The 14,248-nt window shown below is 56.2% G+C and carries 14 protein-coding genes; 10 read left to right on the forward strand and 4 right to left on the reverse strand.

Annotation, left to right across the window (positions count from 1 at the left end; genetic code table 11):
• The 3 genes from yidD to rpmH are packed head-to-tail and all read right to left on the reverse strand — an operon-like array spanning position 1 to position 737.
• Entirely contained in the window at positions 1-258 is a 258-nt protein-coding gene (gene yidD, locus ABLU96_RS15275; RefSeq protein WP_004871831.1) for a membrane protein insertion efficiency factor YidD, read from the reverse strand.
• Positions 222-581: a ribonuclease P protein component gene (rnpA, locus tag ABLU96_RS15280; protein WP_004871829.1), complete on the reverse strand. Its 360-nt coding sequence runs from the start codon at positions 579-581 to the stop codon at positions 222-224. The genes yidD and rnpA overlap by 37 nt, the downstream gene beginning before the upstream one ends.
• A gap of 15 nt (positions 582-596) precedes the next feature.
• Positions 597-737, reverse strand: a complete 141-nt coding sequence (gene rpmH / locus ABLU96_RS15285; protein WP_004871828.1) for a 50S ribosomal protein L34 — start codon at positions 735-737, stop codon at positions 597-599.
• Between the two features lie 621 nt (positions 738-1,358).
• Between rpmH and dnaA the strand changes: the two genes are divergently transcribed.
• The 4 genes from dnaA (at position 1,359) to gyrB (ending at position 7,529) form a co-directional block, all read left to right on the forward strand.
• Positions 1,359-2,759: a chromosomal replication initiator protein DnaA gene (gene dnaA / locus ABLU96_RS15290; protein WP_004871826.1), complete on the forward strand. Its 1,401-nt coding sequence runs from the start codon at positions 1,359-1,361 to the stop codon at positions 2,757-2,759.
• A 4-nt stretch (positions 2,760-2,763) separates the two neighbouring features.
• Complete coding sequence (gene dnaN, locus ABLU96_RS15295) at positions 2,764-3,864, forward strand: DNA polymerase III subunit beta (RefSeq protein WP_004107206.1); 1,101 nt, start codon at positions 2,764-2,766, stop codon at positions 3,862-3,864.
• Between the two features lie 148 nt (positions 3,865-4,012).
• Complete coding sequence (recF, locus tag ABLU96_RS15300) at positions 4,013-5,086, forward strand: DNA replication/repair protein RecF (protein WP_004126948.1); 1,074 nt, start codon at positions 4,013-4,015, stop codon at positions 5,084-5,086.
• A gap of 28 nt (positions 5,087-5,114) precedes the next feature.
• A complete protein-coding gene (gene gyrB, locus ABLU96_RS15305; RefSeq protein ID WP_004126944.1) occupies positions 5,115-7,529 on the forward strand; it encodes a DNA topoisomerase (ATP-hydrolyzing) subunit B in 2,415 nt (804 codons plus the stop codon).
• 32 nt (positions 7,530-7,561) lie between these two features.
• Here the strand turns inward: gyrB and ABLU96_RS15310 are convergent, their stop codons facing one another.
• A complete protein-coding gene (locus ABLU96_RS15310) occupies positions 7,562-8,500 on the reverse strand; it encodes a LysR family transcriptional regulator (RefSeq protein WP_348862596.1) in 939 nt (312 codons plus the stop codon).
• A 110-nt stretch (positions 8,501-8,610) separates the two neighbouring features.
• Here ABLU96_RS15310 and ABLU96_RS15315 point away from each other — a divergent pair, with 110 nt between their 5' ends.
• The 6 genes from ABLU96_RS15315 to dgoD all read left to right on the forward strand — a co-directional run bounded on the left by ABLU96_RS15315 (position 8,611) and on the right by dgoD (position 14,113).
• On the forward strand, positions 8,611-9,636 hold the full coding sequence (locus ABLU96_RS15315) for an NAD(P)-dependent alcohol dehydrogenase (RefSeq protein WP_046877119.1): 1,026 nt from the start codon (positions 8,611-8,613) through the stop codon (positions 9,634-9,636).
• Positions 9,637-9,751: 115 nt separating this feature from the next.
• Positions 9,752-10,564 (forward strand): sugar-phosphatase, encoded by an 813-nt coding sequence (yidA, locus tag ABLU96_RS15320; protein WP_004855697.1) that lies wholly within the window; start codon positions 9,752-9,754, stop codon positions 10,562-10,564.
• Positions 10,565-10,805: 241 nt separating this feature from the next.
• A complete protein-coding gene (gene dgoR / locus ABLU96_RS15325) occupies positions 10,806-11,495 on the forward strand; it encodes a D-galactonate utilization transcriptional regulator DgoR (RefSeq protein ID WP_014227332.1) in 690 nt (229 codons plus the stop codon).
• Positions 11,492-12,367 (forward strand): 2-dehydro-3-deoxygalactonokinase, encoded by an 876-nt coding sequence (locus ABLU96_RS15330; RefSeq protein WP_064375116.1) that lies wholly within the window; start codon positions 11,492-11,494, stop codon positions 12,365-12,367. Before dgoR ends, ABLU96_RS15330 begins: the two co-directional genes overlap by 4 nt.
• On the forward strand, positions 12,351-12,968 hold the full coding sequence (locus ABLU96_RS15335) for a 2-dehydro-3-deoxy-6-phosphogalactonate aldolase (protein WP_032751804.1): 618 nt from the start codon (positions 12,351-12,353) through the stop codon (positions 12,966-12,968). The genes ABLU96_RS15330 and ABLU96_RS15335 overlap by 17 nt, the downstream gene beginning before the upstream one ends.
• On the forward strand, positions 12,965-14,113 hold the full coding sequence (dgoD, locus tag ABLU96_RS15340) for a galactonate dehydratase (protein WP_025107562.1): 1,149 nt from the start codon (positions 12,965-12,967) through the stop codon (positions 14,111-14,113). Before ABLU96_RS15335 ends, dgoD begins: the two co-directional genes overlap by 4 nt.
• The last annotated feature ends 135 nt before the right edge of the window (positions 14,114-14,248 follow it).

Genomic DNA, 14,248 nt, shown 5'->3' on the forward strand with positions numbered 1-14,248 from the left:
TTAGTGTTCTCTGGTATCAAATGGTCCAGGCGGGACGGGATCGTCACCACCAGGGTGTAAAGGGTGGCATTTTAATACGCGTTTCACCGTCAACCAACTGCCTTTTATCAATCCAAACCTGCGCAATGCCTCAATTCCGTATTGAGAACAGGTCGGCGTGAAACGACAGTGCGGCCCGAGTAGCGGACTAATCAGGCGCTGATAGACCCGAATCAGGCCTATCAGGACCCGCGAGCCAGGCGACAGTGGCGGCGCCATAATTTTTCCAACGCTTCCGAGAGAGCACGGTTATCGAGGTCGGCAACCCCTTTCTTCGCCACCACCACGAAATCCATTGGCGGGAGTTCATGTTGACGTAAACGGAAGCTTTCACGCGTCAGACGTTTAATCCGATTGCGTTCATGCGCGCGCTTGACGTTTTTCTTGGCGACGGTAAGACCGATGCGGGGATGCCCCAGCGAATTTTGGCGGCCGAGGATGGTGATTTGCGGCGTGCCAGCCCGTAATGGCTGCTGGAAGACGAAAGTGAAATGACTGGGAGTTAACAAGCGTAACTCCCTGGGAAATGCGAGCTTAACCACTCAGGGTTAGCTTTATTACTTGGAAACGGTCAGACGAGCGCGGCTTTTAGCACGACGACGTGCCAGAACCTGACGACCATTTTTAGTAGCCATACGAGCACGGAAGCCGTGAGAACGGTTGCGCTTCAGTACAGACGGTTGAAAAGTGCGTTTCATGGCGATTTCTACCTAAACTTGAATAATTTCACTGACTTTCGCGTAAATCCGAACGAATTTCGAACGGCCTACGCCTCAGCGTGGGTGATTAAAGAGGCCGGATTGTAATAATTGTACACTCCGGAGTCAATTCTCTTTCCTTATTTCTCGCACCTTGCCGCACAAAAAACAGGCGATGGCACGCTGCGGAAAACGGGCATTACGCGCCGGGTGGTGGATTATACGACCTGGTGGATAAAGCGCAAGGATCGCAAAGGATCTTTGTTAGATCGATTAAGCCCAAAACCAGGATAGTTCATTAATTTTTCCAATATGCGGCTGAAATCGTGCCCCACTCCAGCCAGGATCGATTACACTTACCCAGCTTCGATCCTTCCTGTGGATAAATCGGGAAGAATCTGTTGAGAAACACAAGATCTCTTTCTCAGTTTAGGCTATGATCCCCGGTCCCGATCGGGATCCAGAGATCCGCATCGGGTAATAACCGCAGATAGCGGTTCGCACGTCACCCCTTTTGTGCAGGGGCTTTTCGGCTATGCAGGGTCTTGTCGACGTGTGCCAACAATCACGATTGTTTCAGTTTCTCTTTATATATCGATTTTTGTTCGAGTGGAGTCCGCCGTGTCACTTTCGCTTTGGCAGCAGTGTCTTGCCCGATTGCAGGATGAGTTACCAGCCACAGAATTCAGCATGTGGATACGCCCTTTGCAGGCGGAATTGAGCGATAACACGCTGGCACTGTATGCGCCAAACCGTTTTGTGCTCGATTGGGTAAGGGATAAATACCTCAATAATATCAATGGACTCCTCAATGATTTTTGCGGTGCGGATGCCCCACAGCTGCGGTTTGAGGTGGGCGCTAAGCCTGCCGTTCAGATGCAGAGAGGTACGGTAAGCGTTGCGGCCGCAGCACCTGCGCAGCAGATCCAGACGGCGCGCGTTGCGCCCACTATCGTGCGTCCGGGCTGGGATAACGTTCCGGCGCCGGCAGAACCGACCTACCGCTCTAACGTCAACGTCAAACATACGTTTGATAACTTCGTCGAAGGTAAATCCAACCAGCTGGCTCGCGCGGCGGCGCGTCAGGTTGCGGATAATCCCGGCGGCGCGTACAACCCGCTGTTTCTTTATGGCGGCACCGGCTTGGGTAAAACGCACCTTTTACATGCGGTGGGTAACGGAATTGTGGCGCGTAAACCCAATGCGAAAGTGGTTTACATGCACTCCGAGCGTTTTGTACAGGACATGGTAAAAGCCCTGCAAAACAACGCCATTGAAGAATTTAAGCGCTATTACCGCTCCGTTGACGCACTGCTGATCGATGACATTCAGTTTTTTGCTAATAAAGAGCGCTCGCAGGAAGAGTTTTTCCACACCTTTAACGCCCTGCTGGAAGGCAATCAGCAGATCATCCTGACGTCGGATCGCTATCCGAAGGAGATCAACGGGGTTGAAGATCGTCTGAAATCACGCTTCGGCTGGGGGCTGACGGTTGCGATCGAGCCGCCTGAGCTGGAAACCCGCGTGGCGATCCTGATGAAAAAAGCCGATGAAAACGACATCCGCCTGCCGGGCGAAGTGGCGTTCTTCATTGCCAAGCGCCTGCGCTCTAACGTACGTGAGCTGGAAGGGGCGCTGAACCGCGTTATCGCCAACGCCAACTTTACCGGCCGGGCGATCACCATCGATTTCGTACGCGAAGCGCTGCGCGATCTGTTGGCTTTACAGGAAAAACTGGTCACCATCGACAATATTCAAAAGACGGTGGCGGAGTATTACAAAATTAAGGTAGCGGACCTGCTGTCTAAACGCCGCTCCCGTTCGGTGGCGCGCCCCCGCCAGATGGCGATGGCGCTGGCAAAAGAGCTGACCAACCACAGTCTGCCGGAAATCGGCGATGCGTTTGGCGGCCGCGACCATACCACCGTCCTGCACGCTTGCCGTAAGATTGAGCAACTGCGTGAAGAAAGCCACGATATCAAAGAAGATTTTTCCAATTTAATCAGAACATTATCCTCGTGACGCTATGAAATTTACCGTAGAACGTGAACATTTATTAAAACCGCTGCAACAGGTGAGCGGTCCTTTAGGTGGTCGTCCGACGCTACCGATTCTTGGCAACCTGCTCCTTCAGGTTACCGATGGCGCGCTGTCGCTGACCGGTACCGATCTGGAAATGGAAATGGTCGCGCGCGTTGCGCTGATTCAGCCGCACGAAGCGGGAGCAACAACCGTTCCGGCGCGTAAATTTTTTGATATCTGCCGCGGCCTGCCTGAAGGCGCGGAGATTGCGGTACAGCTGGAAGGCGAGCGTATGCTGGTGCGTTCCGGTCGCAGCCGCTTCTCGCTCTCTACGCTGCCTGCAGCGGATTTCCCCAACCTTGATGACTGGCAGAGCGAAGTTGAATTTACCCTGCCGCAGGCGACCATGAAGCGCCTGATCGAGGCGACGCAGTTTTCGATGGCTCACCAGGACGTTCGCTATTACTTGAACGGCATGCTGTTTGAAACCGAAGGCAGCGAACTGCGCACCGTGGCGACCGACGGCCACCGCCTGGCGGTTTGCTCGATGCCGCTGGAAGAGTCCCTGCCCAATCATTCGGTGATCGTACCGCGTAAAGGTGTGATTGAGCTGATGCGTATGCTCGACGGCGGCGATACCCCGCTGCGCGTGCAGATCGGCAGCAACAATATCCGCGCTCACGTTGGCGACTTTATCTTCACTTCAAAGCTGGTGGATGGTCGTTTCCCTGACTATCGCCGCGTACTACCGAAAAATCCGGATAAGCACCTGGACGCCGGCTGCGATATTCTCAAGCAGGCCTTTGCCCGCGCGGCGATTCTTTCTAACGAAAAATTCCGCGGCGTGCGCCTTTACGTCAGTGAAAATCAGCTGAAAATCACCGCCAATAACCCGGAACAGGAAGAAGCGGAAGAGATTCTGGACGTCACCTATGCCGGGACTGAGATGGAAATCGGCTTTAACGTCAGCTATGTACTGGATGTGCTTAACGCGCTGAAGTGCGAGAATGTGCGTATCCTGCTGACCGATTCCGTGTCGAGCGTGCAGATTGAGGATGCGGCTTCTCAATCCGCAGCCTATGTCGTCATGCCTATGCGATTGTAGAATCTGCAAAGGGGCTGGTTTACTTGCCATTTCGCCTTCCGGCAGTGCTCGAAATGCTCACGTACTTCGTGTACGCTCCGCTTTCTGCGCGCTGGCGGTAGACGAACTGGCTGCGACACCCACGCCCCTTGAATGATGACGAGCTGATATGTCGCTATCCCGACTTCTAATCAAAGACTTCCGCAATATTGAAAATGCGGATCTCGCCTTATCCCCCGGCTTTAACTTCCTGGTTGGCGCCAACGGCAGCGGCAAAACCAGCGTGCTTGAAGCTATCTACACGCTTGGCCACGGTCGGGCGTTTCGTAGTTTGCAGATTGGCCGCGTGATTCGCCACGAGCAGGAGTCCTTTGTCCTGCACGGTCGCCTGCAGGGCGAAGAGCGAGAAGTATCTATCGGCCTGACAAAAGATAAGCAGGGCGACAGCAAGGTGCGTATCGATGGTACCGACGGGCATAAAGTGGCGGAGCTGGCGCACCTGATGCCGATGCAGCTGATTACGCCCGAGGGGTTTACTTTACTCAACGGCGGCCCCAAATACAGAAGAGCGTTCCTTGACTGGGGATGCTTCCACAACGAAGCCGGATTCTTTACCGCCTGGAGCAACCTGAAGCGCCTGGTGAAGCAGCGCAACGCCGCGCTGCGTCAGGTCAGCCGCTATGCGCAGCTGCGGCCCTGGGATCTGGAGCTGATACCGCTGGCGGAGCAAATCAGCCGCTGGCGGGCCGAATACAGTGCCGCTATCGTCGAAGACATGGCGGATACCTGTCGGCAGTTTTTACCGGAGTTTGCTCTCACCTTCTCTTTCCAGCGCGGCTGGGAGAAAGAAACGGATTATGCCGAGGTGCTGGAGCGAAATTTCGAACGCGACCGCATGCTAACCTATACCGCCCACGGCCCGCACAAAGCGGATTTCCGCATTCGTGCCGACGGCGCGCCGGTAGAGGATACATTGTCACGCGGGCAGCTTAAGCTGCTGATGTGCGCCCTACGACTGGCGCAAGGCGAGTTTCTGACCCGTGAAAGCGGGCGGCGCTGCCTGTACCTGATAGATGATTTTGCCTCGGAACTTGACGACGCGCGGCGCGGGCTGCTGGCCAGCCGCTTAAAAGCCACGCAGTCGCAGGTTTTCGTCAGCGCCATTAGCGCTGAACACGTTATGGACATGTCGGACGAAAATTCGAAGATGTTTACCGTGGAAAAGGGTAAAATAGCGGATTAACCTAAGATGAAATGAGCGAGAAACGTTGATGTCGAATTCTTATGACTCCTCCAGTATCAAAGTCCTGAAAGGGCTGGATGCGGTGCGTAAGCGCCCGGGTATGTATATCGGCGACACGGATGACGGCACCGGTCTGCACCACATGGTATTCGAGGTTGTGGATAACGCTATCGACGAAGCGCTCGCAGGTTACTGTAAAGACATCGTTGTTACTATCCACAGCGACAACTCCGTCTCCGTACAGGATGACGGCCGCGGTATTCCGACCGGTATTCACCCGGAAGAGGGCGTGTCGGCGGCGGAAGTGATCATGACCGTTCTGCACGCGGGCGGTAAATTCGATGATAACTCGTATAAAGTTTCCGGTGGTCTGCATGGCGTAGGCGTTTCCGTTGTTAACGCCCTGTCGCAGAAGCTGGAGCTGGTCATTCAGCGCGATAACAAAATTCACCGTCAGATTTATGCCCACGGCGTGCCGCAGGCGCCGCTGGCGGTTACCGGCGAAACCGAAAAAACCGGCACCATGGTTCGCTTCTGGCCGAGCTACGAAACTTTTACCAACGTGGTCGAATTCGAATACGAGATTCTGGCAAAACGCCTGCGCGAGCTGTCGTTCCTGAACTCCGGAGTGTCGATTCGCCTGCGCGACAAGCGCGACGGTAAAGAAGATCATTTCCACTACGAAGGCGGTATCAAAGCGTTCGTCGAATATCTGAACAAAAACAAAACGCCGATCCACCCGAATATCTTCTATTTCTCCACCGAAAAAGACGGCATCGGCGTTGAAGTTGCGCTGCAGTGGAACGATGGTTTCCAGGAAAACATCTACTGCTTTACCAACAACATTCCGCAGCGCGACGGCGGTACCCACCTTGCAGGCTTCCGTGCGGCAATGACCCGTACCCTGAACGCCTACATGGATAAAGAAGGCTATAGCAAAAAAGCGAAAGTCAGCGCCACCGGCGACGATGCCCGTGAAGGCCTGATTGCCGTGGTCTCCGTGAAGGTGCCGGATCCGAAATTCTCCTCGCAGACCAAAGACAAGCTGGTCTCTTCCGAGGTGAAATCGGCGGTCGAACAGCAGATGAACGAACTGCTGAACGAATACCTGCTGGAAAACCCGTCTGACGCCAAAATCGTGGTCGGTAAAATCATCGACGCGGCGCGCGCGCGCGAAGCCGCACGTCGCGCGCGTGAAATGACTCGCCGTAAAGGCGCGCTGGATCTGGCTGGCCTGCCGGGCAAGCTGGCGGACTGTCAGGAACGCGACCCCGCGCACTCTGAACTGTACTTAGTGGAAGGGGACTCTGCGGGCGGCTCTGCGAAACAGGGGCGAAACCGTAAGAACCAGGCGATTCTGCCGCTGAAAGGTAAAATCCTTAACGTTGAGAAAGCGCGCTTTGACAAAATGCTCGCGTCTCAGGAAGTGGCGACGCTGATTACCGCGCTGGGCTGCGGCATTGGCCGCGATGAGTACAATCCGGACAAACTGCGCTACCACAGCATCATCATCATGACCGATGCGGACGTCGACGGCTCGCACATTCGTACGCTGCTGCTGACCTTCTTCTATCGCCAGATGCCGGAAATCGTTGAGCGCGGACACGTCTACATTGCCCAGCCGCCGCTGTACAAAGTGAAGAAAGGCAAGCAGGAACAGTACATTAAAGACGACGAAGCGATGGATCAGTACCAAATCTCCATCGCACTGGATGGCGCCACTTTGCATACCAACGCCAACGCGCCGGCCTTAGCCGGCGAGCCGCTGGAGAGACTGGTTGCCGAGTATAACGCCACGCAGAAAATGATTACGCGTATGGAACGTCGTTATCCTAAAGCCCTGCTGAAAGAGCTTATCTATCAGCCGACGCTGGCGGAGGCCGACCTGGCGAACGAGCAGACCGTAACGCGCTGGATCAACGCCCTGGTGAGCGAGCTGAACGAGAAAGAGCAGCACGGCAGCCAGTGGAAATTTGATGTCCGCGAGAACGCCGAGCTGCAGCAGTTTGAGCCGATCGTTCGCGTGCGTACCCACGGCGTGGATACCGACTACCCGCTGGATCACGAGTTTGTCACCGGGCCGGAATACCACCGTATCTGCGCGCTGGGCGAAACGCTGCGCGGTTTGATTGAAGACGATGCCTTTATTGAGCGCGGCGAACGTCGTCAGCCGGTGGCCAGCTTCGAACAGGCGCTGGACTGGCTGGTGAAAGAGTCCCGTCGCGGACTCTCTATCCAGCGCTATAAAGGTCTTGGTGAGATGAACCCGGATCAGCTGTGGGAAACTACCATGGATCCGGACAGCCGCCGCATGCTACGCGTGACCGTCAAGGACGCGATTGCCGCTGACCAGCTGTTCACGACCCTGATGGGGGACGCCGTTGAACCGCGTCGCGCCTTTATCGAAGAGAACGCCCTCAAAGCGGCAAACATCGATATTTAATCGTCGTACACCGCCATACTCAGGCCGCGCGTTTAGTGCGGCTTTTTTGTGGGCGCAGGCCTGTCCAGCGACATTATGGACGGTAAACGGCTGGCGAGCGTATCGACGGCAATTCTCACCCTCAGCGGTAGATGCGGCGTCTGTTGCCAGACCGCGTGAACGTCGAAGCGCACATCCGGCGCCTGCTTTAACAGCGGAACGAGTTTTCCCTGATGAATTTCTTTGCTGACCATCCAGCAGGGCAGCCATGCAATGCCGTGTCCGGCCAGCGCAGCATCGCAGATCGCCTGCAAATCATCCATATTGAGCGATGAACGGGGAGTGAAGGTGTGCGGCGAGGCACCTTCGCTATCCATAAGCTGCCAGGAGAGCACTCTGCCTGCCTGCAGATAGTTAATGGCCGCATGATGGAGTAAATCATCAACGCTTTGCGGCGTGCCCTTCTTCAGCAGATAATCCGGCGCGGCGCACAGCACCATGCGGTGTTCTCCCAGCCTTCTGGCGACCAGAACGCTGCTGTCCTGAAGCGTGCCGTTACGCACCGCCATATCAAACCCTTCCTCGACGAGATCCACCACGCGATCGCTGAATGACATCTCCAGCTCAAGGCCTGGATGTTCCTGCGCCAGCGCGATCAGCAGCGGGGCGACGCACTGGCGGCCAAACAGCACCGGCATGGCCACGCGCAGGCGGCCACTGACCTGCTGTTTCCCCGTTTCCAGCAGCGATTCTGCGCCCCGAATTTCCTCCAGCGCGCGCAGGCAGTGTTCATAAAAAAGGGCGCCGTTGTCGGTCAGGCTCTGGCTGCGGGTCGTTCGTTGAAACAGACGTACCCCCAGTCGCTCCTCAAGGCGAGCGATGCTCTTTCCTACCGCCGAACGCGACAAATGCAGACGGATTGCGGCCTGAGCAAAACTCCCAGCCTCAACGGCGGCCACAAAAACCGGAATATCCTTCAGCGTATCGGTCATGGATTGTATCTTTTCTTTCATCAATAATGGGAAAACTTATCGCCACTGGCGACCTTGAGTCAACGGTAGACTGTCGCTCCTGAAGCTTATTTAATGGCAGGAGAGAAAAAATGACTGAGACAATGCAACGCTGGTCCATGGACGCCCTCGGGCGCGACAACCTCAAACTCATCCAGGCGCCTGTTCCGCAGCCAGGGCCGGGTGAAGTCTGCGTACGGGTGAACGCCGTTGCGCTCAACTATCGCGATAAAATGGTCATTGAAGGCACCATGCCGATTGCGCTTTCCTTCCCGTTTACGCCGGCGTCCGATATGGCGGGAGTGGTGGAAAGCACGGGCGAGGGCGTCACGCGTTTCACACCCGGCGCTCGCGTCATCTCGACCTTTTTCCCGGAGTGGATCGACGGTAGGCCAACAGCGGACGCCCGCACTTTGCCCTATAAAACGACCGGCGGTTACTTCCAGGGCATGCTGTCTGAGTACGTGATTGTGAATGAAAACGGGCTGGTGGCCGCCCCGGAAACCCTGGATGACGCAGAGGCCAGCACGTTACCGTGCGCCGGGCTTACCGCATGGTTCGCGCTGGTGGAGCGCGGTCATTTACGCGCCGGGCAATCGGTACTGGTGCAGGGCACGGGCGGTGTGGCGATATTCGCTTTGCAAATTGCCAAAGCGCAGGGGGCAGAGGTTTTTGTCACGTCCGGGAGCGATGAAAAACTGGCGCGGGCCAAACAACTCGGCGCCGATTATGGCATCAACCGGCTTAAAGGCGACTGGGCTGAAGGGATATACGAACTGACGAACGATCGCGGCATCGACCACATCATTGAAACCGTTGGCGGGGAGAACCTGAGGCATTCCCTGCGCGCCGTGGCGGTTCATGGGCGTATTTCGGTCATCGGCGTGCTGGCCGGCAGTGAAATCTCGCTGCCCGCGGGCGAACTGTTGCTCAAATCCCCGGTGATTCAAGGTATTGGCGTGGGGCACCGTCGCGCACTGGAAGATTTTGTCCGCGCCGTTGACGTGACCAGGCTGAAACCGGTGATTGAGCACCGTTACCGCTTTAACCAGCTTGCACAGGCGCTTGAACACCTCGATCGCGGTGCGTTTGGCAAAATCGTGCTCACCCGCGAGTAAGACCCCGTTCCCCGGATCTTGCCTAAAAGGGGGGGTTCTGCTGCGCAATGTAGCTCTATTTTTGTGGGCTTAATCGCGTTAGCATGAGTAAGGACTCATCTTACCCGGGGATTTCATGGCTATTAAACTGATTGCAATCGATATGGACGGCACGCTGCTGCTGCCTGACCATACTATCTCTCCTGCGGTGAAAACCGCGATTGCCGCAGCCCGTGAACGCGGCGTCAACGTGGTGCTGACCACCGGCCGTCCTTACGCTGGCGTGCACAGCTATCTGAAAGAACTGCATATGGAGCAGCCTGGAGATTACTGCATCACCTATAACGGTGCTTTAGTGCAGAAGGCGAGCGACGGCAGTACCGTTGCGCAAACCGCGCTGGGCTACGACGACTACCGCTATCTGGAACAGCTGGCCCGCGATGTCGGCTCCCATTTCCACGCACTCGATCGTAACACCCTGTATACCGCGAACCGCGATGTGAGCTATTACACGGTACATGAATCCTACGTGGCGACGATCCCGCTGGTCTTCTGCGAAGCCGAAAAGATGGATCCGAATATCCAGCTGCTGAAAGTGATGATGATCGATGAGCCGGCGATTCTGGACAAGGCTATCGCCCGCATTCCGGCTGAAGTGAAAGAGAAGTACACCGTGCTGAAAAGCGCGCCGTACTTCCTTGAAATTCTTGATAAACGCGTCACCAAAGGTACCGGCGTGAAATCGCTGGCCGATGCGCTGGGCATCCAGCCGGAAGAGGTGATGGCGATTGGCGATCAGGAAAACGACATCGCGATGATTGAATACGCTGGTGTCGGCGTGGCGATGGATAACGCGATTCCGGCCGTCAAAGAAGCGGCAAACTTTATCACCAAATCCAATCTGGAAGACGGTGTGGCATATGCTATTGAAAAATATGTCTTAAACTAAAATTCTCTTTCTGAAAAACCCGCGTTTATCGCGGGTTTTTTTATGCCCTGAGTTTACCCCGCCGCAAAATCTCCAAACTGAATTGTCGTTTTTGTGATCTAAATTGTAGTACAACATATTTGTATTGTACTACATTGTGTCCATGGCGATGACGAGTGACATCGCGTTAGTACTACAAAGTTGCGGTTAAAACCGCCTGTCGCGGTAAAGTAGAGAGACATCCAGAGCACAAGGACTTTCCATGACTCTCAATAAAACCGATCGCATCGTCATCACGCTGGGCAAGCAGATTGTCAGCGGCAAATACGTTCCCGGCTCTGCGCTGCCCGCTGAAGCCGACCTGTGTGAGGAGTTTGCCACCTCGCGCAATATCATTCGCGAAGTGTTCCGTTCGTTGATGGCTAAGCGGCTGATTGAAATGAAGCGCTATCGCGGCGCGTTCGTTACCCCGCGCAACCAGTGGAATTATCTCGACACCGACGTTTTACAGTGGGTGCTGGAGAGTGATTACGACCCGCGGCTGATTAGCGCGATGAGCGAGGTACGTAACCTGGTTGAACCCGCGATCGCCCGCTGGGCGGCAGAGCGCGCGACGTCGAGCGACCTGGCGCAAATAGAAGAAGCGCTCAACGACATGATCGCCAATAACCAGGACAGGGAAGCGTTTAACGAAGCGGATATTCGCTATCACGAGGCGGTGCTGCAGTCGGTGCATAACCCGGTTCTGCAGCAGCTCAACGTGGCGATCAGCTCGCTACAGCGGGCGGTATTTGAAAGAACGTGGATGGGCGATGAGGCCAACATGCCGAAAACGCTCCAGGAACATAAGGCGCTGTTTGACGCCATCCGGCATCAGGACAGCGAAGCGGCGGAGCAGGCGGCGCTCACCATGATCGCCAGCTCGACACGAAGGTTAAAGGAAATCACATGACATCTCGCTACATCGCAATTGACTGGGGATCGACCAACCTGCGCGCCTGGCTCTATCAGGGCGAACGGTGTCTGGAGAGCAGGCAATCGGAAGCAGGCGTCACGCGTCTGAACGGACACTCCCCCGCCGCGGTGTTTAGCGAAATAACCCGGGGCTGGCGCGACGGCGCGACCCCGGCGGTGATGGCAGGAATGGTCGGCAGTAACGTCGGCTGGCAGGCGGTACCCTACTTGCCGGTTCCCGTTCATTTCTCCGCCATTGGTGAACAATTAACTGCCGTTAGCGACAACGTCTGGATTATTCCCGGACTCAGCGTCTCTCGCGACGATAACCATAATGTGATGCGCGGCGAAGAGACTCAGCTCCTCGGCGCGCGGGCGATAGCCCCTTCTTCCGTCTACGTGATGCCCGGCACCCACTGCAAATGGGTGCAGGCAGACCGCCAACAAATTAACGACTTTCGCACGGTGATGACCGGCGAACTTCACCACCTGCTGCTGCGCCACTCGCTGGTCGGCGCCGGGTTACCGGAGCAGGTCTCCGCTCCTGACGCGTTTAACGCCGGGCTTGAGCGCGGCCTGCATTCGCCAGACATCCTGCCGCAGCTTTTTGAGGTTCGCGCTTCACACGTGCTGGGTTCGCTGCCGCGCGCGCATGTCGGCGAGTTTCTGTCGGGACTGCTGATTGGCGCGGAAGTCGCCACCCTGAGCCAACGCTTTCGCGACCAGCAGGTCACCATTGTCGCCGGCGAGACGCTGGCGAACCGCTATCAGCAGGCACTGAGCGCCATTGGCCGTCAGACCAGCGTGGTGTCGGGCGACAACGCATTTCAGACAGGAATAAGGAGCATCATCCATGCAGTGGCAAACTAACTTACCGCTTATCGCTATCCTGCGCGGGATTACGCCGGAAGAGGCGCTGGCGCACGTGGGGGCGGCGATCGACGCCGGCTTCGACGCCGTTGAAATTCCGCTCAACTCACCGCAGTGGGAAAAGAGTATTCCCGCCGTTGTTGAGGCTTATGGTGATAAGGCGCTGATTGGCGCGGGCACCGTGCTTAATGCAGAGCGGGTGGACCAGCTTGCCCTAATGGGCTGCAGGCTTATCGTCACGCCCAATATTCAGCCCGAGGTCATTCGCCGTGCGGTGAGCTACGGCATGACGGTTTGTCCCGGATGCGCGACGGCGACGGAAGCGTTCGCCGCTCTGGACGCCGGGGCTCAGGCGTTGAAAGTCTTCCCATCTTCGGCTTTTGGCCCTGACTACATCAAAGCGCTAAAGGCCGTTTTGCCGCCGGAGGTGCCCGTTTTTGCGGTGGGCGGCGTGACGCCGGAAAATCTGGCGCAGTGGATAAAAGCAGGTTGTACCGGTGCCGGGCTGGGCAGCGATCTCTATCGCGCTGGCCAATCCGTAGAGCGTACCCAACGGCAGGCGGCAGCATTTGTTAAAGCGTATCGAGAGGCAGTGCAATGAAAATAACCAAACTCACCACGTATCGTTTACCCCCGCGCTGGATGTTTCTAAAAATTGAAACCGACGAAGGCGTGGTTGGCTGGGGCGAGCCCGTGATTGAAGGGCGCGCGCGCACCGTAGAGGCGGCGGTGCATGAGCTCGGCGAATATCTCATAGGCCAGGATCCGGCGCGGATTAACGACCTGTGGCAGGTGATGTACCGCGCGGGCTTTTACCGCGGCGGCCCGATTTTAATGAGCGCCATCGCCGGTATCGACCAGGCGCTGTGGGATATTAAAGGCAAAGTGCTGAACGCGCCGGTCTGGCAGCTAATGGGCGGCCTGGTGCGTGACAAAATCAAAGCCTACAGCTGGGTTGGCGGCGACCGTCCGGCAGAGGTGATTGATGGCATCAAGAAGCTGCGCGGTATTGGTTTTGATACCTTCAAATTAAACGGCTGCGAAGAGCTGGGGCTGATCGATAATTCTCGCGCGGTGGATGCGGCGGTGAATACCGTCGCGCAAATTCGCGAAGCGTTCGGCAATGAAATTGAGTTCGGTCTCGATTTTCACGGCCGCGTTAGCGCGCCAATGGCGAAGGTGCTGATTAAAGAGCTGGAGCAATATCGCCCGCTGTTTATTGAAGAGCCGGTTCTTGCCGAGCAGGCGGAATATTATCCGCGGCTGGCGGCGCAAACCTCGATTCCTATCGCGGCGGGCGAACGCATGTTCTCGCGCTTCGAGTTTAAACGTGTGCTGGAAGCCGGTGGGCTGGCCATTCTCCAACCCGATCTGTCGCACGCGGGCGGTATTACCGAGTGCTATAAAATCGCCGGAATGGCCGAAGCCTACGACGTGGCGCTGGCGCCGCACTGCCCGCTGGGGCCTGTTGCGCTTGCCGCCTGCCTGCACGTCGATTTTGTCTCCTATAACGCCGTCTTCCAGGAGCAAAGTATGGGCATTCACTATAACAAGGGCGCGGAATTACTCGACTTTGTGAAAAATAAAGACGACTTCAATATGGAAGGCGGTTTCTTTAAACCATTAATGAAGCCCGGGCTTGGCGTAGAAATCGATGAAGCGCGGGTCATTGAATTAAGTCAGAATGCGCCGGACTGGCGTAATCCGTTGTGGCGGCATGAGGATGGTAGCGTCGCCGAATGGTAAATGCGCGTCATACTTTGCGCTGCTGATGCGTTGGCTGCATTTTCTTATCCCAGTCACATACTAATGTATGCTCCTGGGAATGCGAAAATTTGCCGCCTTTCCCCAGCACAAATTATTTAGCGCATTACGGTTAAG

This window comes from Klebsiella sp. CN_Kp106 (assembly GCF_040064575.1).
Taxonomy (GTDB): Bacteria; Pseudomonadota; Gammaproteobacteria; order Enterobacterales; family Enterobacteriaceae; genus Klebsiella; species Klebsiella michiganensis.